This window comes from Paenibacillus sp. BK720, assembly GCF_011761545.1.
Taxonomy (GTDB): domain Bacteria; phylum Bacillota; class Bacilli; order Paenibacillales; family Paenibacillaceae; genus Pristimantibacillus.
This window is the reverse complement of the sequence record NZ_JAASRQ010000005.1, coordinates 444,686-467,964: the sequence shown is the minus strand read 5'-3', so window position 1 is coordinate 467,964 and position 23,279 is coordinate 444,686. Positions and strand designations below refer to the sequence as shown.

Below are 23,279 nucleotides of genomic sequence, written 5' to 3'. Positions count from 1 at the left end.
AAACCCGCGGCCGCTCTCGTATTCCGGCTACTGCGGAGCCGGCGTGCATGGAAGAAACAATAGACTTTATTCCGCCGGGCTATCCGATTTCCGCGCGAAAGCCCGTTCCCCCGAAGGAAGAACGGGCTTTGCCGACGGACGCCGTTTAATTCCGTTGTACCTGCTCCTGCCTGCGGAAATCAAGCGGGCTTTTCCCCGTTGTTTTCTTAAACGTGCTGCTGAAATAAGCAATGTCGCTGTAACCCAGCCTTTCCGCGATTTCCGATATGCGAAGCGAAGTGCGAGCGATCAGCATTTTCGCTTCTTCAAGACGCAGCCCGGCTACGTAATCCGTAAAATTCCGTCCGGTATGCTGCTTGAAATATTGGCTTAAATAGCTGGCATTCATATGAACCTGGGCGGCAAGCCCGGCCAGGCTGACATGTCCGGGACGCTCGTGAATGAGCCGGAGCACCTGCTCCATAATCTCGCTATGCCCTTCTTCCGCCCCTGCCGAAGAGGAGGCCTGGGCGATTTCGCGCTTTTTCTCCCGATCCTTCATCCATTTGCCCAGCGCAAGGGACAGCTCTTCGGCCGCTACCGGCTTCATCAGATAATCGATCACGCCGCAGCGTAGCGCCTTGCGGGCCGCCTGAAAATCATCGTACCCGCTTATAAATACAACCGAAGGGCTTTCCTTTAATCCCGCCAGCCGCTCGATAAAAGAGACGCCGTCCATTACTGGCATCTTCACATCGGCCAGCACGATATCGGCCGTATGGCTCTGCAGCCAATCCAAAGCCTCCAGGCCATGCGTGCATTCCTGCACGATCCGGAAGGGCAGCCCGGTCTCGCGGAGCACCTCCCGAAGAACGACTCTTACCCAGCGCTCATCCTCCACCACCAATACGCTATACGGAGATTGATTCATGGCTGCTTTCCTCCTTCAGCGGCAAAGTAATCGTAACGGTTGTTCCTTCCCCCGCTATGCTGCCGAGCCGTAAGCCATACCGTTCTCCAAACAAATGCATGATGCGTCGATGGACATTAATAATGCCGATATGCGCCCCGTCCGTCGACAGCTCCTTTTCTCTCAAATCCAGCTCGATTTGCTTCAACCGCACCGGTTCGATCCCGGAACCCGAATCGGCTATCGTAATGGCGTAATCCGAACCGTTAAAAGCTGCGGAGATGGTTATCGTCACCTTGGAGGTACCCGTCTCCGTACCGTGGATGACGCAATTCTCGACTAATGGCTGCAGAGAGAACTTGGGAATATGCTGCTCGAGAGCATCTTCCGGAACGTCGATGCGGTAATGCAGCTTTTCCTCGAAGCGGAACTTCTGAACGTCCAGGTACATGCAGCAAATATTGAGCTCTTCGCGAAGCGTGACAACCGGAGATGCATGGCCTAGATTATAGCGGAGCATCTTCGCCAGCGAAGTTACCAGCTTGGAAATATCCGTAATGCCATGCTCAAGCGCCATGCCCCGTACCGTTTCCAAGGCATTATACAAAAAATGCGGATTGACCTGGGATTGGAGCACCTTCAGCTCCGACTCCTTTTGCCTGAGCGACAAGTCGGCTTCTCTCAGCTTGGCGCTATACACTTCTTTCATCAGCTGCTCCACCTTCTCGACCATCTGATTAAAGTCGTTTGTCAGGATGCCGATCTCATCTCCCGATTCAACCTTTGCCCGCTCCGAGAAGTTGCCGTCCTTCACTCTTTTCATAAAAAACTGCAGCTTTCGGATCGGCGCGACAATACTGGCCGCAAAACCAACCGCCAGCAGATAAGCCATCACCAGCGTAATCAGCACGGTAAGCCAAATCGTCCGTCCGATATAAGCAACGCCCCGGTTCAATTCTTCATTGGGCATGATCGTTACAAGATGCCAGTTCAAATAGGAAGAACGATTAAACGTATAAAACGGTCCCTTCCCGCTCTGGAAGTAACCGTCATCGTTCCGCAGCATCCAATCGGCGTATCGGAAATCCGCCTTGCTTCCGATCCTGGACGGATCCGGATGGTAAATATACGCGCCTTTCTCGTCCAGAATCGCCATGTAACCCGAACGGCCAACGGTTACGTTATAGGCGATTTCCTGAATTCGTTTGAAGTTAATATCCATAATGAGCATGCCGATGGGCTCCAGCGTCCGAGGATCGATAATCCGCTTTACGATCGAGATAACCGGTTCCGTACCGCTCCCGCTTCGGCTGGAGAGTCGGCTGATCAGCCTGATATCGCCGTTGAGCGGTATGGTATCGTACCAGGGTTCCGACTCGAGCTCCTCGGCATGGCGCATATCGGTATCATTTCCCGTATCGAATATCGCCTTGTTCTCGAGCAGCATCGTAATCCGGGAAATGTCCGGCCGGGAATACGCCACATCCTCGAAGAGTTCCATGATGGAAGGACGAGTCTTCTCCAGGTCAACCGTTTGGTCCATCTGGAGCATGCCCTTCATCTCCGGCTGATTAAGCAGCTTGATCGAATCAATCTCGAAATCCCGGATGTAATATTCGATATGGGATTTCACCTGCTCGATGATTTGCCAGCTGCTGCGGCTGGCGGCCTCCTTGAGGCTGGCCGATGAATTGCTGTAAGAGATAAAGCCAACAACCGTTAACGGCACAACCACCAGCAAGGCCAGAAATACGAGCAGCTTCACCGACAGCGGCCGATTTTTCAGAAAAAGAATCTTGTACAGCGCTTGCCAGATACGGTATGACTGTTTGAGGCGCAACCCGGTTCCCCCTTAAATGGACGTATCGCAGAATCCATCGTTGAAGGAAGCCGGGAGATACGCCTCGCTTCTTCGTTATTTGGCTTTCTCGATCGCGTCCAGAATTTCGCTGTAATCGGCACGGTACTTCTCGATAACCGGCTTAACCGCTTCCTGCCAAGGCGTAAAATCGGTTACTTCGGTAATGGTGACGCCGGCCGCCTTGATCTTCTCTTCCGATTGCTTCTCGAATTTGTCCCATTCCGCGCGCTGCGTGGCGACCGACTCCTGCGCGGCTTCGCTGATGATCTTCTTGTCCGCGTCGGAAAGCTTATCCCAGGTAATCTTGCTGATGAGCAGCACTTCCGGCACGCGCTGATGCTGGTCCAGAATCAGATTTTTGGCCTGCTGGTAATGGTTCGACGTATCGTAGCTCGGATAATTGTTCTCCGCCGCATCGATAACGCCGGTCTGCAAGGCTCCAAACACTTCGCCGTAAGCCATTGGCGTTGCATTCGCGCCAAGCGCTTCCATCAAATCGATGTTTACTTTATTTTGAATGACGCGCACTTTAAGTCCCTTCATATCCGCAATGCTGGTAAGAGGCTTCGTCGAGTAGAAATTACGCGCGCCGGAGCTGTAATACGCCAGCCCCTTCATGCGGGAGGATTCCAGACTGTCCAGCAGCTTCTTGCCTTTATCGCTTTCGAGGAATTTCCATAGATGCTCGTCGCTGTTGAAAATATAAGGCAGGCTGAATACTTCGTATTCCTTATTAAATCCGCCCATCGCTCCCGTGCTTACGCGGGTAAGCTCGATTGCTCCCAGCTGAACCTGCTCGATGACGGCTTTCTCTTCACCCAGCTGCGATGCAGGGAATACTTCGATTTTGATGCGGCCTCCGGACTTCTCGTTTACCAGCTCCGCGAATTTCCGGTCGCCGACAACCGTCGGATAACCTTCCGGATGCGTATCCGCCAGACGAAACGTATACTTCGGTCCTTCAGCGGCGCTGCTCCCCGTATTCGCGCTGTCAATCGTTTCTTTCGTATTCGAGCTGCAGCCGGCAAGCATGACCGCAGCAAGCGCGGATGCGACCAGAATGGATCCCCATTTCTTTTTGCTCATGACATAATCGCTCCTCTATTTTTGAATTATACGATACGGCCTTTCTTTATGGAAAGCGCATACATAGGTGGAATCGCGTAAATCGTTCCAAATGCACACAGCTACTGCACCAGATGCGGCAGCCACATGACGATTCCCGGTATATAAGTGAGAATCAGCAGGACGACGCATAACACGTAGAAAAACGGCATCATCGCTTTGGTCGCCTGCGAGATCGTGATATTGCCGATCGCCGCGCCAACAAACAATACGGTGCCAACCGGCGGCGTAAGCAAGCCAATGCCCAAATTCAGCATCAGGATAATGCCGAAGTGTACCGGATCCATCCCGATCGAGGTCACGACCGGCAGCAGAATCGGCGTCATAATGAGGATAAGCGGCGCCATATCCATCGGCGCGCCAAGCAGCAGAAGCAAAATATTAATGATGAGCAGAATCAGAATCGGATTATCCGAGATGCCCAGCATCCAGTCCGTAATCATGCCCGGCACCTGCAGATAGGCAAGCACCCAGCTGAATGCCGCGGAGGCCGCGATCAGGAACAGCACCATCGAGACGGTCCGGAATGTTCTTTTCAAGATGACGGTCATTCGCTTCAAAGGAATATCCCGATAAATAAAGAACGTGAGGATGAAGGCATATAGACAAGCAATCGCGCCGCTCTCGGTGGCCGTAAACCAGCCGGTAAAAATACCGCCCAAGATGATCACCGCCGTCATCAGCGACATAAAGCCGTCAAGCAGGATGCGCGGAATATCTTTGCGAGCGACGGGGTCGCCTTTTTCATAGCCGCGTTTGACGGCAAAGACGTAGCTCGTTGCCATAAGCGAAATACACATCAGAATGCCCGGCACGATGCCCGCAAGGAACAGGCTTGTAATCGAGATGCCTCCGCCCGCTGCCAGGGAATACAGAACCAGATTATGGCTGGGCGGCACAACGACGCCTTGAATGGCGGAGGAAACGGTAACGCCTACGGAATAATCGTTGTCGTAGCCTTTTTTCCTCATCGAAGGGATCATCACCGAGCCAATCGAGGAGACGTCCGCGATCGCCGAGCCGGATATGTTGCCGAAAAACATGCAAGCGACGCAGTTCACCATGGCGAGTCCGCCGCGAATGCCGCCTACGATAAGCTGAGCTAAGTTGATGAGACGCAGCGCCATTTTCCCCTCGCTCATGATCTGCCCCGCCAGGATAAAGAACGGAATCGTTAGGAGCGAATAAGAGTTCATGCCTTGAATCATCGTCTGGCCAATCGTGGCGAGCGGTACCTTTAAATAGAGCAGCGTTAGAATCGATGAGCCCGCCAGCCCCAGTGCGATCGGGAATCTCAGCAGGACGAACAGAATAAAGCTCCCCGCCAGAATACAGGCGGCCATTGCCGTGCTGTCCATTATTCATGCCCCCCTAATCCCTTATGCCTTCTCGTATCAATGCCGATTAATTGAAGAATAGCGTAGACGCATACGAGGACGCCCGTAATCGGCATCACGAGGTACAGCAGGCTGTTCGGCCAGCCGGTTGCCGGGAGCTCGGATTCGCTCATCAGCTTCGTAAAGTCCCAGCCGTAATGGAGGAGATAGACGCCAAAGGCGAAGATGGTTATTCCAATGACTTTGTCGAGCACATAGTTAACGGCCTTAGGCAGCTTGGAGGTAAAAGAATCGATTCCCATATGGAGATGCTCCCGGAAGCCAAAGGCGATGCCGAGGAACGAAAACCAGACCATCAGCAGCATCGTGATCTCTTCCGAGCTGTGGAACACAAAGCTGAATACCTTCCGGGTGAACACTTGCACGGTTACGATAATAATCATCGTTACCAGGCCGATCAACGTAACGGTCTCGAGCAGCGTGTCTATCGCAAGCGCAATTTTTTTGAGCGTTTTCATTTATCCTCCCCCTACGTTTTGTAAGGCACATAGCCTGCGTTTTTATTGTAGCGGCGGGAAGCTCTAGGCCGTATTTGAGTAATCTTATAATTTTTTGTAGTTTTTTTAGATTCTTCGGCATGGCACTGCCATGTGGATGAGAACTGCGCTACACTGCACGTATAGGCATTCATAAACCCAGCTTGGAGCGTGATTGGATATGAGCAACTTAGGAGTGTGGGAACAAGCCGAGCCCGGCGTCACCCGCTGCATTAAGCAGGCCGGGCAAAGCCTGATGATGATGGAGGTGCATTTCGAGCCCGGGGCCGAAGGCTATGAGCACAGCCATCCGCATGAGCAGATGAGCTACTGCATGAAGGGAAGAATCGCGTTCCGCATCAACGGCGCCGAGACCGTTCTCGAGGCTGGCGATGCGATCACCATCCCCGGCGGAGCAAGGCATGGCGTAACCGCGCTGGAAGCTGCGGTGCTGCTGGATGTCTTTACGCCGGTGCGCGAGGATTTGCTGAAGCGGTAAGAAAAATTCGGCACTGAAAAGCCCGGATCTTATTGATCCGGGCTTTTCAGCTCTGACTCCCGGAATTGCCCGGGAGACAAGCCGATTTTGAATACACGGATGAACGACGTCGGGTTGGAAACCTGTTCATGGACGGAAACGGGTTTATTTTCCCCGAGGGCATAATCTGCGCGGGTCTATCAAATTGCACAAAATCGAGCGAGAAGCCCGGGTCCAGATAAGCTAAACTTGTGGGAGAGCTAGCACTGGATTAGTTCCGATAAAGGAGGAAATGGATCATGAGACTGGAAACGATGAAGCTTGAAAACAGCAGGCAGGCAACCTTAACCGTCTATTTGCACGACATAACCGAACTAAGAGCGAAACCGCGGCCTATTATTCTAATTGCCCCCGGCGGCGGGTACGGAATGGTGTCCGAGCGCGAAGCCGAGCCGGTGGCCATCGCCTTCTATAATGCCGGCTATCACGCGGCTATTCTTCGATATTCCGTCGGGGAAGATGCGCGGGACATGCAGCCTATGGTTGAGGCGCTGGATTCGATCCGGATATTGAGAGAGCATAGCGGGGAATGGCGGATTGCCGGTGACAAAATCGCGGTCTGCGGCTTTTCGGCAGGCGGACATTTAGCCGCATCAACCGGCACCATGTGGAATGAGCCGGCGCTTATGGAGCGTCTGAACGGTGCCGGGGATCTGGTGAAGCCTAACGCGCTGATCCTTGGCTATCCGGTCATTACCTCCGGGGAGTTTGCGCATCGGGGCTCGTTCCATAACTTGACCGGCTCTCACGAGGATGACGACGCGGCCCGCTTCTTCTCCATCGAGAAAAGAGTGACCAGCGGCACGCCTCCAACCTTCCTGTGGCATACGGAGGACGATTCGGCGGTGACCGTGGAGAACGCCCTGCTCATGATCAGCGCCTTGCGTAAAAATCAGGTACCGTTCGAGTGCCATATTTTCAACAAGGGACAGCATGGCCTGTCCATGTGCAACGAAGAAGTACATACGCCAAACCCGCACTGCGCACATTGGTTCGGCTTGTGCATCGAATGGCTGGATTCGATCGGGCTGGGGTTGGAATAACGTCGATTTGTAAGAACGGCCAGGGATTTTGTCCCTGGTCGTTCTTTTTCTTTCAAGGAAGGAACGGAAACTAGATTAGAGGAAATTTTCGTGTTACAGCTCATGTTGGCAGGCCCCTCGCCCGTTTCTGCCACAAAACCGTCAAACTCTGCCCGTTGTGCATTATTGCCCATTGGGCAATAATATACTTATACAATTGTTGCCCAATGGGCAACGAACCGAAGAGAGGTGAAGGCACGCGGCCGGTCTACGATGAACAAGCAAAGCTTGCGTGATGTCAAAAGAGAGGCAACGGCTAATGCGCTTTCGGAGGCGGCATTTGATCTCGCGATGGAACGCGGAATGGACGGTTTTGTAGTAGAAGATGTCGTGCAGCGCGCGGGATATTCGAGAAGAACGTTTGCGAACCATTTTTCCTGCAAGGAAGAAGCGGTTGTTATGGGGGCTTCCTCCGCCTTCAACAATGTAGAAGAGGTGCAGCAGCTGATCGAGAATCTGACGGAGACCTCCACTCCGATTGAGGTTATGGAGCATCTGGTCCGAATGGAGCTTACCGCAGGGCTGTTCAAAAAAACGCGCGAGCTCGTGAAGCTGTCCAAGCAGCATCCTACCCTGGAGCCTTATATCCTTAGCGCTCTTCATAGCCATCAAGGGATGGCTCAGCAATTGCTGCTCGATTTGTTCGAAGACAAATATGCGAAGGGCTATATTCAGCTGCTTGTTGGCGCTTCTTATGGAGCGGCGCTTCCGATGCTGTACGGCGGCAGCAACATCCTGTTCCCTGGTCAATCAAGCGAAGAAGCCTCTGACTCTATCCCGCTCGACCAATATTTAGACGACATGTTTGGTTATTTGAAAAACGGTTTTTAGCTATTAATCCCTATATAAAAGGAGAACCACACTGTTATGTCGACTTTCCTGTACAAAATAGGCAAGACCGCTTATAACAAGCCTTGGCATTTTATCATTGCGTGGATTGCCATTCTTGGCGTAGTTGGCGCCCTGATCGGCATTAACGGCATTCATACCAGCTCCGAGATGAAGATCAAAGGCACGGAAGCGCAAAAGGTATTGGATCAGCTGGCCCAAGAGCTGCCGGAGGCCTCCGGCGGGCAAGCAAGCGTCGTATTCACCGCCCCGCAGGGTGAACGTCTCGATACGCCCGAGCGTATAGCGGCTATTACGAAAGCCATTAACGCCGTGTACGGCGTTGAATATGTCATCAATCCGGCGGAAGCAGCTGCCGCGGCGGGCGCAACGGCAACGGATGCGGCGCAGTCCGGCAATGCCGCCGCCGGCAGCGAGCAACAAAAAGCGCAGCAAGCCGCTTCGCAGTCTGAACAATCTCAGGCGGCTGCAGCAGCTCCTTACGGTCCGTTGATCGTTGAAGGCAATCCGGTACCCGGCGTTATGATCTCGGCCGACGGCAACGTCGCTTTGTTCCAATTCCAGTTCACCGTCCAGCAAATGTCGCTGCCTCAAGAGGTTATCGACAACGTTGTGGATTCGGTTACCGCCGTTGAGCAAGCGAACTTGGGAATCAAAGCCCTGCCAAGCGATACGCTGGTAGGCAAACCGGCAATCGGCGCTACCGAAGGAGTTGGTATCGTTGTTGCCGCGGTTGTACTGTTTATTACGCTTGGCTCTGTTGTTGCAGCCGGTCTGCCGCTCGTAACCGCACTGCTGGGTGTCGGCATTAGCGTTGGGGGCGCTTATTCCCTCTCCAAATTTATTCCGATGACGGATATCACGCCGGCGCTTGCCATGATGGTTGGACTCGCGGTCGGAATCGACTACTCCTTGTTTATCGTGAACCGTCAGCGCCGCATGATCATGGATCAAGGCCTTAGCGCCCGCGAAGCTGCGAGCCGTGCGGTTGGTACGGCGGGCAGCGCGGTATTTTTCGCCGGGTTAACCGTCATTATCGCGTTATGCGGCATGGTTGTTATGAATATCGACTTCCTTACCGCTATGGCGCTTGTTGCAGCGGCAAGCGTCTTCATTAACGTCCTGGTAGCCCTGACTTTGCTTCCGGCCTTGCTAGGACTGGTTGGGGAACGTATCGTCTCCGAGAAAGCACGGAAGAAAAACAACGAGCAGGCAGGCGTTGCCCGTCAAGGCACGGCACATCGCTGGGCGAACGGAGTTGTGCGACGCCGCTGGCTCGTGATCGTTAGCGTGATCGTTATCCTCGGAGCCGCCTCCATTCCGGCAGCCAATATGAAATTAGGCATGCCATCCGGCGATACCGCGAATCTGGATACGGCGGCTAGACAAAGCTTTGACGCGATCTCGGCCGGCTTTGGCAAGGGCTTCAACTCGCCGCTTCTGCTCGTCGCCGAGCCTGCAAGCTCCTCCGATAAGGTTACGCCTGAACGGCTCGGCAAGCTTGTGCAGGAGATCCAGCAGCATGACGATGTTGCGGTTGTTACGCCTATGGGCATTAACAAGACCGGCGACATCGGGATTATCAGCGTTATTCCGAAATCGGGTCCTACGGACGACGAGACCAAAAAGCTCGTAAAAGAGCTTCGCGACAAAGACTCCAGCATCTCCCGATCCAACAAAGTGACGCTTGGCGTTACCGGCTTCACGGCCATTAACATCGATATGTCCGCTAAGCTGGCCGAGGTGTTCCCGATTTATATCGGCATCATCCTGATTCTGTCGCTTATTATTCTACTGCTTGTATTCCGGTCGATTATCGTGCCGGTAAAAGCAACCACCGGCTTTCTGCTAAGTATTCTGGCTACCTTCGGAATTACGACGGCCGTATTCCAATGGGGATGGCTGCACGACCTGTTTGGCTTCGATACCGGCGGCCCGCTACTAAGCTTTATGCCGATTATGGTATCCGGCATCCTATACGGTCTTGCGATGGACTACCAAGTCTTCCTTGTCAGCTCCATGCGGGAAGCTTACGTTCACGGGCACAAAGGAACGACTAGCGTAGTGGAAGGTTATAAGCAAGCAAGCCGTGTCGTTGTGGCCGCAGCCGTTATCATGGTATCCGTCTTCGCCGGGTTCATTCTGACCGAAGACATTATGCTGAAGCAAATCGGCTTTGCTCTTACCATCGGTATTCTTATTGACGCTTTCTTCGTCCGCATGGCGCTTGTTCCGGCCATTATGGCCGTGTTTGGCGACAAAGCATGGGGCATGCCGAAATGGCTCGACCGCATTCTTCCAAACCTTGATGTGGAAGGCGACAAGCTGATCGCCGAGCTTAACAAATCATCCAATCCAAACGGTCATAAAGAATTAAAGAAGGCTAAACCAAGCCGGGCGCATTAAAACATAGACGCAAGAAAGGACCACTGTCAGTGGTCCTTTCTTTTATTTCACCGTAATCATCGATTGTAATCGTATTCAACCGCTTGCAGAAAGGCCCGGGCAAGCACGGCATGACCCGACATATTGGGATGAACCCGGTCCCAGGCGAGCGTTGCCGGATAAATATGATCAAGCACCTTGTTAAACGCCGCCTGCGTATCCACGAATCGGGCATCGTACTTGGACGCCAGCTTTTGGACGACCCGGCCGTATTGATCCATTGTTCTGCGCATCGGGTCCGCATCATTGGGCTCCAGATAGAACGGAGTCATTAACACAAGTCCCTCTAGCGTTGGTCTCGTACGTTTCACCAAAGCTTCCAGCTTCTCTTCGTATTCGTCGATGTAGACATGCTGCTCGGTCTGAGCAGGCAAATCGTATTGTCTCCATACATCGTTCGTACCGATCATAATAGACAGCCAGTCGGGCCGAAGATCGATGACATCCGTATCCCAGCGTTCCGTCAAATCCCGGACGTTATTGCCGCTTGTCCCCATGTTTACCACGCGAATCCCTAGCTCCGGATAAGCTGCGGTCAGCAACGAATCTACCAGCGAAACATACCCTTTCCCGATTGCGCCAAACAGCCCTTCTCCCCTAGGCCTAGCCCGATCGCAATCCGTAATCGAATCTCCGATCATAACCAGCTTCGTATTTTCCCCCAACAACATGGATATGGCCCCCTCTGCCGAACTTTCAGATTATTGAAGATATCGAATGTCTATTTTCATTATACATTCTATTGTGGTAACAAAAATAGGGAAAAGGGCTACTGAAATTCATGCTTCATTCAGCGGGAAAGCTTCGCTCTTCGAGACATGAATCATCTCGGCCGGAAAGAACGACCGAAAGTAGGTCTCGACCCTGGCATGAATATCGCTCCGGTACCAATCCGCCAGGTTATGATCATCAAACAGCTGAGGCATACCGAGGCGCTTGGACCTTTTCCCCATGGAGCCATCCCCGATCGTAAGCGTATCGATCCAGATCCGGTCCGCAATTCCTTCCAATACCTTCGGGAAATCCGGGGTAAAAGGCAGCACCGGAGAGATCGCAGCCTGCGTCGCAATCCCGGCGGCATGCAGCTCCCTAAGAGCCTTCAGCCGCAGCTTGATGCCCGGTGCGTAAGGGGCGAACAGCCGCTTCATATCCTCGCGGTCCGTCTCTACCGTCATCGACACAAGCACCTGGCATTTGTCCTTCAGCTGCACGATAAGATCCATGTCCTTCATGATTAGAGGGCTGCGCGTCTGAATCTGAATCAGATCGGGAGGGACCTCCAGCATTTCCCGCAATATTCGCCTTGTTATCCCCGCTTCCCGCTCAACCGGCTGATATGGATCCGTTGCCGACGACATAAAGATATGAACCGGTTTGTTTTTCCGGCGCAGCTTGTTTACTTCATTCCGGTATATGTCCGCGGCATTTGTCTTAATGTCCACCCATTCTCCCCACGGAATCTGCTTGAACTTCTGAATCGGCATTTCTCTCACGTAACAATATTTGCAGGCAAACGAGCAGCCGCTATATGGGTTAAGGGAATGGGTGAAGCCTGTATCCAAGTACCCCTTGGCTTCGCTTAGGATACTTTTGGATACGATATCTTTGATTTCGACAGCCATGGCAATCCCCTTTCCGCAATGATGAATAGGAACAAACGTTCTATCGATTATCATAACCAAACTTTAAGCTTTAATCAATCTCTTCCGGAATAATGGTCCCAAGGAACGGGTAAACCAACCAAATAAGGAAAATAACAAACATGGAAAGGCGGATGATGCATGGCGGGAAACGATAAATTGTCGGTTATCCCTCTTGGCGGGGTTAATGAGATCGGAAAAAACATGTATGTCATCGAATGCGGCGACGATCTGATCGTTGTGGACTGCGGATCGAAGTTTCCGGATGAAAGCCTGCTTGGCATAGACGTGATTATTCCGGATATTGCGTATCTTATCGAAAATGAGGGCAAGGTCAGGGGCCTTGTCGTTACGCATGGCCATGAAGATCATATTGGCGGTATCCCCTATATTATCAAACAATTAAATATGCCTATTTACGCAACTAGACTGACGCTGGGATTAATCAAAGGGAAGCTGAAGGAGCATGGCCTGCTGGGCTCGACAACCCTCCATCAGATTGAACCGCAGTCCGAGATTACTCTAGGCAAGGTTCCCGTCAGCTTTTTCAGCACCAACCACAGCATTCCGGATTGCCTCGGCATCGTATTTCATACTCCCCAAGGAACGGTTGTCCATACCGGGGATTTCAAATTCGACCTTACTCCCGTCAATAACCAATACGCCGATATTCACAAGATGGCGGAGATCGGGAAAAACGGCGTATTGGCGCTATTGTCCGAAAGCACCAATGCGGAACGTCCGGGCTTTACCCCTTCCGAGCGTCTGGTTGGGGCCAACATACAGGAAGCCTTCTACAATGCGGACGGGATGATTTTTATAACGACGTTTGCATCCAATGTGCACCGGCTTCAGCAAATTATTGAGGCCTCGGTCAAAACGGACCGCAAAATTGCCCTCGCCGGCAGAAGCATGGTTAATGTCGTGGAGATCGCCTCCACTTTGGGGTATCTCAACATGCCTTCCAATATGCTGGTGGACATCGCCGAAGTCAATAAATACAAACGGAATGAAATCACGGTTATGTGCACGGGCAGTCAAGGCGAGCCCATGGCGGCGTTGGGGCGGATTGCCAGCGGCAATCACCGGCAGCTTGCCGTGCATCCCGGCGATACCGTTATTTTTGCCTCCTCCCCTATTCCGGGAAACGAGCGGAATGTCGCCCGTATCGTGGACAACCTGTTCGAGAGAAAAGCCAAAGTCATTTACGGCTCCGGTGCAAGCACCGGCATGCATGTATCCGGACATGCCAGCCAGGAAGAGCTGAAGCTGATGCTTACCCTCATGAAGCCGCAATATTTCATTCCCATACACGGCGAATACCGGATGCTGCATCTGCATCGCGAATTAGCCGAATCCGTAGGGGTTAAAGCTAGCAATATCTTTATCTTGAATAACGGCGATGTCGTGGACTTTGCCGGCTCGGAGGCTTTTCACGAAAGAAGCGTCACGAACGGAGACACCTATGTCGACGGTCTTGGGATCGGCGATGTAGGCAACGTGGTGCTGCGCGACCGCAAGGTGCTGTCCGCCGACGGCATTCTCATTATTGTCGTAACGATCGGAAAGAGCGACAACAAGATTGTGTCCGGACCGGATATCATTTCCCGCGGCTTTGTGTTCGTGAAGGAATCGGAAGGATTAATGGAAGAAGTGCACCGGATCACGCTAAATGAAATGGAGCAGCTTTTGGAGAAGGAGAACAAGCTCCATAAGCCTTGGAATCTGTACAAGCAAGGTCTTAAAGAGTCGGTCGGGAAATTCCTGTACGCCAAAACAAAACGCAGACCGATGATTCTTCCGATCATTATTCTGGTTTAGCTGGATATACTATTCAGGCCGATAAAATACCGGTTGCAGACAAACAAGAAAGGTGGAGAAACCTATGACATCAAGCCGCGGCCATCAAGGCGCCCACGGAATCGGACAAGTAGAGAAGCAATTAAACCGTCAAGCGCAAGCTGCCGAACAAATCCAAGGCACCAGCCAAACCGATCAAGAGGTGCTGGCAGCCAGCCGGGAGCCGTCCTCCGTGCTGGAGGAAATCGTTGAAACACATAACGAATAAAACACAAAAAATCCGCGGATTCCGCGGATTTTTTTAAGCACAGGTCAAGGAGGAACTGCAGGATGGTAAACAGCCGCAATACATGGTCAGGCTTTCTGTTCGGAATAGGCATGGTTGCCTTTGTCGACGAGACTCTCTTTCACCAGCTTTTGCATTGGCATCATTTCTATGATAAATCCACAACAAGCTTGGGGTTAATCTCGGATGGCTTATTTCATGCGTTCAGCTGGTTCGCGACCATTGGCGGCTTGTTTATTCTAGCCGATCTTCGAAGGAGACAAGCCTTCTTCCCTGTCGGCTGGTGGGGAGGCGTATGGCTCGGCGCAGGAATATTCCAGCTGTATGACGGGACGATCCAGCATAAGCTTATGCGGCTGCATCAGATCCGTTATGTGGAACAGGTCTATATCTATGATGCGATATGGAATGTACTCGCCTGCCTTATGATTCTTTTCGGCTTCCGACTATGCAGAAAGGCTTCGCCAAATGTCCGCGATTAGTCCCGTTTCCCATGACCTGCTAGTAGCCATTCCGCTGCTGCTCGCGTTGACCCTTTACATTCTTGCCGCATGGGCTTCGAATAACCGGCTCAAGCCTTGGCCCATCGTTCGCACCGTTTATTGGACCCTTGGCATTCTAACTGCCTCCGCAGCCGTTACGGGCCCTTTATTTCATAATGCCCATGATGATTTCGAGGCCCACATGGTTGTCCATTTGTTATTGGGCATGCTGGCTCCCTTCCTTATGGTAATGGCCGCGCCGTTGACCCTTGTCCTAAGAACTCTTCCCGTCCGTCCGGCAAGGCAAATCACAAAGCTCTTAAAGAGCCCGTTTTTCGGCATGTTAACGAATCCCGTTGCAGCCTCCGCGCTCCATGTGGGCGGACTCTGGCTTGTATACGCAACCCGTCTGTACCCGCTTATGCATCATGATGCTCTCGCAAGCCTGCTCGTACATGCGCATATTTTTTTAGCCGGTTATCTGTTTACGGCTTCGATGATTTCCGTAGAGCCGGTCCGTTATCAGGCATCTTATATGTACCGTGCGGCCGTATTTATAATGGCCTCCGCATGTCATGGCATTCTATCCAAGCATATTTATGCTCATCCGCCTGACGGGGTTTCTTTGGCGCAATCGGAAACTGCCGGTTACATGATGTATTACGGCGGGGATGCCATCGAGATCATGCTTATCCTCGTTCTTTGCACGCAGTGGTTTCGGGCAGCCCGTCCCAAAACGGGAAACCTGCGCTTCATGCCGTCTCCACGGGAAAAGTAACGGATACGACAGTTCCCGTTGAAGAACTCGTCTCTATCGCCAGCTTCCCGCCCATTTCTATAATAATCTGCTTGGAAATAAACAGCCCTAAGCCATTGCCCGATTGTTTGGTCGTGAAAAACGGCGTAAACAGCTTGTCCATTACATCGGGCGGAATTCCCGGTCCTGAATCCTGAACAAACAGCGTTACGGTATTCGCTGCTTCCCGCAGACCAAGGATCAGCCTGCCTCCCGATTGCATCGCTTCGATGCTGTTCTTGCATAAATTCAGAATAACCTGCTTTAAGAGAGCGATATTGGCTCTAATCGACTTGCCTGCCACAACCCCGTAAGTGTCCATTTGGATATTGTTCATATTCGTATCCACCTGGATGAGGGGAAGAATATCGTTTACCAGCTTCAGCATATCGATGATTTCCATGCTGCTCTCTTTAGGCTTGCGGAGCCACAGCATTTCGCTGACCAGATCGTTAATGCGGGAGAGCTCCGTCTGAATTAATTCGACGTAACGCTGCTCTTTTTCAATCCCATGCCTCTTCAATGTTTCGCCTAAAAGCTGAACGAATCCCCTTATGCCCGTCAGCGGATTTCTAATCTCGTGCGCCACGCCAACAGCCAATTCGCCAAGCGCCGCATTCATCTCCGACAAGCGCAGCATCTTCTCGATGTTTTTCCGCTCGGAAATATCTACGGCCGTTGCTATGATTCCTATAACGCGCCCCTGCTTATAGTACGGACTTAAGGTCTTGTATAAGCTTCTGCCATGCAGCTCGGTTTCAAAGCTGATCGTTTCCCCCTGGAGAATCCGATCGTAATATTGCCCTTCCGTCTTGTAGAGAAAAGGGAATATTTCCCTGACCGTTTTGCCGTAGCTGTTAGCCGTCGTATAACCAAGCTCCTCCGCGATTTTCCCTTCGGCCAGGACGTAATAAAGCTCGCCGTCTTCCCTCTTCTTCATTTGAATCACGAAACCGTTCACCGATCGAACCGTCTGCAGCAGCTCTTCTTTCATTTCGTCGTATTTATTTTTTTCGATGGCTTTTACGATCGAAATATCTCTGCCCGCGATCAAAATACACGGTTTGGCCAAGATGTTAATAAGCTCCAGATCCAAGACGCAGGTCACGATATTATTCTGCCGGTCTCTGACCTCTATCTCCAGGTCCTGGATCAGTCCGCTGTCCGTCAGAGCGGACATGACGCTGTCTCGCTTCTCCGCATCCGGCCATATCCCCAAATCAAAAACATTCCGCTTTAGAAGCTCGTCGTCGCTATAGCCCAGCCTTTGAACAACGGAATCGTTGGCGTAAATAAATTCACCGTCATGGAAGGTCGTGATGCAGACGAATTCCGATTTCATGTTCAAAATCCGGTTTAACAAAAATTGTGTCAGCTCACTATTTTGATTCACGAACAGCTCGTGTTTAAAATGATCTCTTAATGAGAGCATGCTATCCCCCTACGTTCCTGTCTTTTTTCTAGTAGTGATTATACACTCCCTAAGTAAAATCAGAACAGCGGGAAACAAATTTACTTCAGATTTCACAAATTCTCTAGTCGAGAATAACAAAAAAGGACAGCAGCAATGCCGCCCCCCTTGTTGAAAACTATGTTTAGTCCTTACAGCGATTGCCAGATCTTCTTCAATTGATGGAGGCCCTGCTGCACGCCGAAGCGGCAAGGCTCCAAGCCTTCGAACTCAACGGAAATATAGCCGTCGTAGCCGGATTGCTTCACAATGCCCAGCACCCGGCGCATATCGATATCGCCTTGGCCTACGATAGCCCCACGCAAGTAATTGCCGCGGGTGGAACGGAACCAGCCGTCTCCAAGATCGCTTTCGGGATGACGCACATAGAAATCTTTAACATGCACCATAGCCGCATACTCGATATTATTGGAGACGCCAACAACCGGATTCTCGTCTACGCAGACGAAGTTTCCGACATCCAGCGTTGTTTTGAAATTGCCCCGGTCCGTTGCGTGAAGGAGCGCCTGGACACGATCGCTGGCTTGAAGGAAATAGCCGTGGTTTTCAACGGTTGTTGTTATTCCCTTCGTGGCCGCATAATCGGCGATTCGGCGGCAGGCCTCCGCCAGCCTAGGAAGCTCGTTATTGAAGTTGCGAATCGACGTATCCGGCGACGATGCCACGTCATGGCGCATCAGCCTCACGCCTAGCTTGGCTGCAATATCCACTTCCCGCATAACACGCTCAATCTCTTGCTCGTATTCCGCTTCGCTTTTACCGGCAAAGTTGGCGCCTATCAAATAATTCGAGACATCAATGCCTACCTCATCGGCTTTACGTCGGATCCCTTCGATTAACGCCGGATTCTCCGTCAAATGGAAGCCAAGCGGTACAATTTCAACATGCTCGCCGCCAATTTCCGCAATGGCGGCAATCACGTCAAGAACGTCCATTTCCCCCGATTGAAGCGCTTGATAGTAGCTGTAGGTGCTTATCCCAAATTTCATCGTCCGATCTCCCTCCAAGTATGGCTGACTCCTTAATGGAAATATCTATTAAATAATAGCATGATTGGCGCTAGGAAACGATCCTATCCGTTAATCGGCATTCTCCGGTATGTAGATCCCGCAGCCGCTTCCAAGTTTCCCGCCGTTCCCTTGACCTGACGGAAGAACGAATGCCGGTCCGTCCGAAAATGCTGTTTCAGCTTATTCGCTGCTCCTCCACTTATAAACCGTTCTTAAACTCTTGCGGCGTCATCCCGTATTGGGTTTTGAACAGCTTAATGAAATATTGCGGCTTCTGATAGCCGACCTCATGGGCGATTTGACTTATTCTCAAGTCCTTGTGCTTCAACAATTGCACCGCCTTTTCCATTCGCAGCCGGAGCACGTAGTTGGAGAAATTCTCCCCGGTTTCCTGTTTAAACAGGTTGGATACATAGACCGGATGCAGGTTGACGTGGTCGGCCACCGTTTGAAGGGTGATCTCTTTGACATGCTCTTGTATGAACCGGCGGATTCGTTCCATCAGGTCGGTCCGGATGTTATCCGAACGGCTGTCGCTGTAAGCCTTGATTTGAACATAGCTGCCGAACGCCCATTCCTTTAACGGCTCTACGCTCCAACCGGCATCCATCTTTAGCATCTTATCCAGCTCTCTTCCGAATACCTCGAAGATCCGTTTGCCTTTCTTGTGCAAATAATAGGAGTAGGCTTGCAGCAAGGTAACGTAGATTTGCAGCCCGTATTCGCGGGCTCCGCTGCCCGCCCCGCCTTCAAGCTCATCGAATATCCGGTTCAGCTTGCTCTCGAATCCGTTCCATTGCTCCAGGTCCATTAATTCCATAAACGTCTGGGAACGATAAAGCTCCGCGAACGGCTGGGCTTCGATAGCCTCTTTTTTTTGCGTCGCGTCGAAAAAGCTTTCGGTCTGGTAGCCGATATAATCGGCATAGATGGATAAAGCCGAGTGGTACATGGGCAGGATGTCTTTCGGAAATCCGCCCCAGCTGCTAAGCACAACGGATACCTTCGACTTTAAATAAAGCTTGATTTGATGCTGGGACAGCCTGGCTAAGTCTTCTATCATCGCAGAATGGTCTCTTCTTGAATGTTCAATCTCTTTGGGCTGAACGAGAAAAATCAAATAATCATGCGAATCCTTGCAGAAGGTCACATGAAACTTATCCGCGAAAACCTCCTCCACGATATTAAACATGGCGTACTCGATCAGCGAGAGGCTGTAGAGATCCGTGCTTGAATAGTCCTCCTCTACTCTCATGCACAAGAGAATGGCATCCTTTTCGGAGGAAAAGGGAAGTCCGTACAATTGAAGCTTGTCCTGCAAAGCCGATAACGGGTAGCTTTTTCCGGATATCAATTCGAGCAGGAACATTTCTCTTAACTTGGGCAGGCTTTCTCGGAACCGGTAGGCGAATTTCTGCTGATTGAGCAGCTCGTTTCCTTCCTGCGTAATCCTATCGATAATCGCGCGGAGCGTATGCTCCAATTCCTCGTTCGATACCGGCTTGAGCAGATAATCGCATACCTGCTGCTGAAGCGCCTCTCTCGCATATTGAAATTCGTCGTAGCCGGTTATAATAACCGCCTTCGTGTTTTTCCATTTCTCGTTAATGCGTGCGATTAATTCAAGTCCGGTCATTCCGTTCATATGAATATCCGTCACGACAATATCAACCGAACGGTAATTCAGCAGCTCAAGGGCTTCCTCGCCGGAATAGGCTTTATAGACATTGGAAATTCCCATTTCCCTCCACGGAAGTCCAATCGCCAGACTGTCAACCAGGTGCGTATGATCGTCTACGATTAATATTTCGTACATGCTTATCCCCCCTCCTTGCCGCTCCAGCTTAATTGCACGCAAAGTCCTCCTAACTCCGATTTGCGAAGATGCACGCCCGATTCGCCGCCGTACATTAAGCGCAGACGCTGATGAACGTTTTTCAACCCGGATTCTATTTCCTCGCTGCTCGAATGAATTTTCTTGCGCATGGATTCGATCAAGTCATGATCCCCGCCGGTGCCGTTGTCCTCCACCGCAACATGGTTCATTCCTTCCTCGCTCCAGCACCTTATGCGGATCATTCCGTATTCCGAGTGATTATTGAATGAATGCAAAATAACGTTCTCCACAAGCGGCTGTACGATTAACCGCGGAACCTCGAGCTCCTCCATCTGCGGCTCTATGTCGATCTGAAACTCGAAGTCATCCCTTAGCATGCAATGGATTTCCAGATAGAAATGGATCAGGTCCAGCTCCTCTTGGAGCCGCACCATCTTGCTTCCCGTCTTGGTCGTATACCGGTAATACCTGCTTAGATTCATGGTCATCGAGATAGCCGCTTTATTTTCCTTGAGCTCTATCATGCTTTTGATATAAGCAAGCGTGTTGTACAGAAAATGCGGGTTGATCTGCGACTGCAGCTGCTTCAGCGTCGCATCCTTCGACCGGAGCTGTTCCTTGTACACGTCCACGATCAGCTCCTCGATCTTGGAGGCCATGGAGTTGAATCTGTCGTACAGGAACCGGTATTCCCCCTTGGGCTTGTCGGTCATCCTGACGGAATAAATTCCTTTCTCGATCAGATTCATGTTGCGGATCATTTTCCGGAACGGGATCTGAATATTGCGGTACATCACGAAAGCAAGATAAGCCCCCATAAACAGAAGCATGCCGCTTATAATGTAAAACATGGTCTGGTTCCGGCTGATCGGCGCCATGATATGGCTGATCGGTACATAGTCGACGAGGTACCAGCCTAGCGATTCCAGCTTCTGATAATGAACCTGATACTTCGTCTTGTCGGATTGAAGCAGCATATAGCCGCTTTCCGCAGCAGGATCAATCTCCTTAAGCCGGGGGAGAAACTCGTCGATTTGTTTGACGTTAACCGAATAATTGTAAATAGGGTCCGCTCCGGGGTGGTACAGGAACGGATCGCCCGAGCCGTTCGCTTTAAATTCCGACAGGGCGCTTCGAAGCGCGGATACGCCGAATTTAAGCACAACCCGCATACGCGCCTCGCCGGTCTCCGCCGAGTTCTCGGGATAAGACAAGATCCCCATGAAATAATCCTCGTTGGAATCGGGATAATACTGCCAAAAGGTGTCTTGCAGGGGCAGTTCCTTTGGGAGCGCATTCAAGCTGGAATTGCTTTTGATCACGATACCGGTTTTGGGATAAAGCACCGCGATCACCGCTTTCCAATCGCCGTAACCGGCAAGCCGATTGATCTCTTCCGAGACGGTTCGATTGACCCGGTATTTATCGAGCACATCGTCCAGCAAATCGGGATAAGCTAAATTTCGTACGTCCGTGCTTTCGTACAGCATTTTCTTATACGTATCCAGCCGGAAAAACAACTGGTCCAGCTGGTTGGCGAACGTTTCGATCTGGTATCGCTTCACCTTGATGATTTCGTCGGTCAACACATCCGTGCTTGTTCGATTCGACACGGCGAACAGGAGCAGAATCGGGATAAGTAATATCAACAATGTCGCGATCAATTTGGTAAATATGTTGAATCGGCTCATGACTGATCGTCCTCTCAGCTTCTGGCTCACCCTCGTTTAATGCTGGCGTTGGAATTCGGAGAACTGCTTTTTCAACTCGGCGAAAACAATGTCAAAGCCCGCTTTCTTGAGGGCTGCGAGCGCATCTTCGTAATATTGATCGTAACTGGCTATCCCGAAGTTGATAGGCTCGAATTTTTCTTTATAGACCGCCATCACTTGCGCGATTTCGTTCTTAACGGGAGCTTCGTTGAAATGAAATCCGGATAGCTTGGAAATGCGGGAATTCTCGTCGTTCGCAAGCATATCCTCGATCACATCATCCTCTACGCTGGCTGGCGCGATGAAATAGTCCTTGTTCCGCCACATCCATTCGTACATCAGCTGATCATTGGTCAATTGCTTGATTTTACCGTTTTCCAGCACATAATCCTTTCCTTCAACCCCGTAAATAATAAAATTGTAATTTGCCTTGCTCTGCAAAATCCAATTCATAAACATCATGGCGCGTTCCGGATTTTTCGAAGCGGAGGTGATCATAAAGGCTTCATTGCTTGGCGTCGTAATATACTTTGGCTTCTCTTTCGCAAGATAGTACTCGCGGAGCCTTGCTTTTGGATCGGCATTCCGCGCCGTTTGCAGATTTTCCATTGCTCGGGAAACGGCGCCTACGCGGAAAAGAAGCTTACCCGCATTCTCCTGATCGATCTTCGCTGCCGGATTTCCCACTAGGTTCAGGTCAATAATCCCCTTGTTCACCCAGGACTCGCGTATTTGAGCTACTTTCCTATATAGATCGGATTCCACGTAACTGAGCAGCTCTCCCGTATCCTCATCCACCATAAATAGCATTCTTTCGTCCAAGGAAGAGTAGTTCCGGTCCGTCAATTCGCGCCACAACAATTCATGCCCGCGGTCGGTTTCCAAATAGCCGTAGTAGCTTGGGTCTATCGCGTGCATGCTTTGATAGAATCGTTCCAGGTCCGCTATCGACTTAATGTCCGTCATGCCGACCTTCTCCAGCAAGTCCTGGCGGACCATGACGGAGGAGAATTTCCCGGCGGATGTAAAAGCCTGAGACGGTATCGCCCAAAGCTTCCCGTCGATCCGGTTCTGGTTGAAGTTGTCTTCGGGTATATGTTTAATCAGATCCTGTCCATATTGGCCAAGCAGCTCGTCTAACGGCTGAATATAGCCTTTGCTGTAATAAACGGAAACGAATGGCGCGCCATACCAGAACAAATCGTAATCTTCTCCGGTTGATAGGGCCAGCTCCAGCTTCTGCTGGTAATTGGACCATGGAATATAAGTCAATTCCAGATTCATGTTCAGATCCTTCTTGAGACGGTCGTTCAGTTCATTCTCGACAAAATCGCCCATGCGGGACGACTGGTCCCCGGGCATAATCACTTTGAGCGTGACAAACGTCTCCGGTACGCCTTTTTCCGTATTATCCGCCGCATCGGAATGATGGGCTCCTGGCGATTTCGATGATCCCGGGTTAATATACTGGCTGAATAAAGCGAATACGAGAGAGAAGAAAAGTATCGCAACGGTACCGATCACGGCAGGCTTCATCTTGTAACGCTTCCCCTTCACCATAAAGTCTCAATGCTAGTCTACAC

At 51.3% G+C, this 23,279-nt stretch carries 20 protein-coding genes; 8 read left to right on the top strand and 12 right to left on the bottom strand.

What is annotated here, in order from left to right; translation table 11 throughout:
• Positions 1-145 precede the first annotated feature (145 nt).
• The 5 genes from FHT67_RS21095 to FHT67_RS21075 form a co-directional block, all read right to left on the bottom strand.
• On the bottom strand, positions 146-910 hold the full coding sequence (locus tag FHT67_RS21095; RefSeq protein ID WP_167201218.1) for a response regulator transcription factor: 765 nt from the start codon (positions 908-910) through the stop codon (positions 146-148).
• Complete coding sequence (locus FHT67_RS21090) at positions 891-2,729, bottom strand: sensor histidine kinase (protein ID WP_167201216.1); 1,839 nt, start codon at positions 2,727-2,729, stop codon at positions 891-893. The genes FHT67_RS21095 and FHT67_RS21090 overlap by 20 nt, the downstream gene beginning before the upstream one ends.
• Before the next feature lie 75 nt (positions 2,730-2,804).
• On the bottom strand, positions 2,805-3,836 hold the full coding sequence (locus FHT67_RS21085) for a TRAP transporter substrate-binding protein (RefSeq protein ID WP_132310666.1): 1,032 nt from the start codon (positions 3,834-3,836) through the stop codon (positions 2,805-2,807).
• 101 nt (positions 3,837-3,937) lie between these two features.
• Positions 3,938-5,233 carry a TRAP transporter large permease gene (locus FHT67_RS21080; RefSeq protein WP_167201214.1) on the bottom strand — a complete coding sequence of 432 codons (1,296 nt, stop codon included), beginning with the start codon at positions 5,231-5,233 and terminating at the stop codon, positions 3,938-3,940.
• A complete protein-coding gene (locus tag FHT67_RS21075; RefSeq protein ID WP_132310670.1) occupies positions 5,233-5,730 on the bottom strand; it encodes a TRAP transporter small permease in 498 nt (165 codons plus the stop codon). The genes FHT67_RS21080 and FHT67_RS21075 overlap by 1 nt, the downstream gene beginning before the upstream one ends.
• A gap of 199 nt (positions 5,731-5,929) precedes the next feature.
• Between FHT67_RS21075 and FHT67_RS21070 the strand changes: the two genes are divergently transcribed.
• The 4 genes from FHT67_RS21070 (at position 5,930) to FHT67_RS21055 (ending at position 10,623) form a co-directional block, all read left to right on the top strand.
• Positions 5,930-6,247: a cupin domain-containing protein gene (locus FHT67_RS21070; protein WP_132310672.1), complete on the top strand. Its 318-nt coding sequence runs from the start codon at positions 5,930-5,932 to the stop codon at positions 6,245-6,247.
• Between the two features lie 278 nt (positions 6,248-6,525).
• On the top strand, positions 6,526-7,329 hold the full coding sequence (locus FHT67_RS21065; RefSeq protein WP_167201212.1) for an alpha/beta hydrolase: 804 nt from the start codon (positions 6,526-6,528) through the stop codon (positions 7,327-7,329).
• A 252-nt stretch (positions 7,330-7,581) separates the two neighbouring features.
• Entirely contained in the window at positions 7,582-8,199 is a 618-nt protein-coding gene (locus FHT67_RS21060; protein WP_208403406.1) for a TetR/AcrR family transcriptional regulator, read from the top strand.
• Between the two features lie 36 nt (positions 8,200-8,235).
• Entirely contained in the window at positions 8,236-10,623 is a 2,388-nt protein-coding gene (locus FHT67_RS21055) for an MMPL family transporter (protein WP_167201210.1), read from the top strand.
• 56 nt (positions 10,624-10,679) lie between these two features.
• Here FHT67_RS21055 and FHT67_RS21050 read toward each other — a convergent pair whose 3' ends face one another.
• Both FHT67_RS21050 and FHT67_RS21045 read right to left on the bottom strand, forming a co-directional pair.
• Positions 10,680-11,333, bottom strand: coding sequence for an SGNH/GDSL hydrolase family protein (locus FHT67_RS21050; RefSeq protein WP_132310678.1), 654 nt, complete (start codon positions 11,331-11,333; stop codon positions 10,680-10,682).
• 108 nt (positions 11,334-11,441) lie between these two features.
• On the bottom strand, positions 11,442-12,284 hold the full coding sequence (locus tag FHT67_RS21045; protein ID WP_167201208.1) for an SPL family radical SAM protein: 843 nt from the start codon (positions 12,282-12,284) through the stop codon (positions 11,442-11,444).
• 159 nt (positions 12,285-12,443) lie between these two features.
• Here FHT67_RS21045 and FHT67_RS21040 point away from each other — a divergent pair, with 159 nt between their 5' ends.
• From FHT67_RS21040 to FHT67_RS21025, 4 genes are all read left to right on the top strand, one after another.
• Positions 12,444-14,123 carry a ribonuclease J gene (locus FHT67_RS21040; RefSeq protein ID WP_167201206.1) on the top strand — a complete coding sequence of 560 codons (1,680 nt, stop codon included), beginning with the start codon at positions 12,444-12,446 and terminating at the stop codon, positions 14,121-14,123.
• A gap of 64 nt (positions 14,124-14,187) precedes the next feature.
• Positions 14,188-14,370: a hypothetical protein gene (locus FHT67_RS21035; protein WP_132310684.1), complete on the top strand. Its 183-nt coding sequence runs from the start codon at positions 14,188-14,190 to the stop codon at positions 14,368-14,370.
• A gap of 62 nt (positions 14,371-14,432) precedes the next feature.
• Positions 14,433-14,870: a DUF2243 domain-containing protein gene (locus FHT67_RS21030; RefSeq protein ID WP_132310686.1), complete on the top strand. Its 438-nt coding sequence runs from the start codon at positions 14,433-14,435 to the stop codon at positions 14,868-14,870.
• A complete protein-coding gene (locus tag FHT67_RS21025) occupies positions 14,857-15,648 on the top strand; it encodes a cytochrome c oxidase assembly protein (protein WP_132310688.1) in 792 nt (263 codons plus the stop codon). The genes FHT67_RS21030 and FHT67_RS21025 overlap by 14 nt, the downstream gene beginning before the upstream one ends.
• On the opposite strand, the gene FHT67_RS21020 is transcribed toward FHT67_RS21025, so the two are convergent.
• The 5 genes from FHT67_RS21020 to FHT67_RS21000 form a co-directional block, all read right to left on the bottom strand.
• A complete protein-coding gene (locus FHT67_RS21020) occupies positions 15,623-17,008 on the bottom strand; it encodes a PAS domain-containing sensor histidine kinase (RefSeq protein ID WP_208403405.1) in 1,386 nt (461 codons plus the stop codon). The two genes, FHT67_RS21025 and FHT67_RS21020, sit on opposite strands and share 26 nt — an antisense overlap.
• A gap of 260 nt (positions 17,009-17,268) precedes the next feature.
• On the bottom strand, positions 17,269-18,126 hold the full coding sequence (locus tag FHT67_RS21015) for a sugar phosphate isomerase/epimerase family protein (RefSeq protein WP_167201203.1): 858 nt from the start codon (positions 18,124-18,126) through the stop codon (positions 17,269-17,271).
• Positions 18,127-18,346: 220 nt separating this feature from the next.
• Positions 18,347-19,963: a response regulator transcription factor gene (locus FHT67_RS21010; RefSeq protein ID WP_167201201.1), complete on the bottom strand. Its 1,617-nt coding sequence runs from the start codon at positions 19,961-19,963 to the stop codon at positions 18,347-18,349.
• A gap of 2 nt (positions 19,964-19,965) precedes the next feature.
• Complete coding sequence (locus FHT67_RS21005; protein WP_167201199.1) at positions 19,966-21,675, bottom strand: sensor histidine kinase; 1,710 nt, start codon at positions 21,673-21,675, stop codon at positions 19,966-19,968.
• Between the two features lie 36 nt (positions 21,676-21,711).
• Positions 21,712-23,232, bottom strand: coding sequence for an ABC transporter substrate-binding protein (locus FHT67_RS21000; protein WP_167201197.1), 1,521 nt, complete (start codon positions 23,230-23,232; stop codon positions 21,712-21,714).
• Between the last annotated feature and the right edge of the window lie 47 nt (positions 23,233-23,279).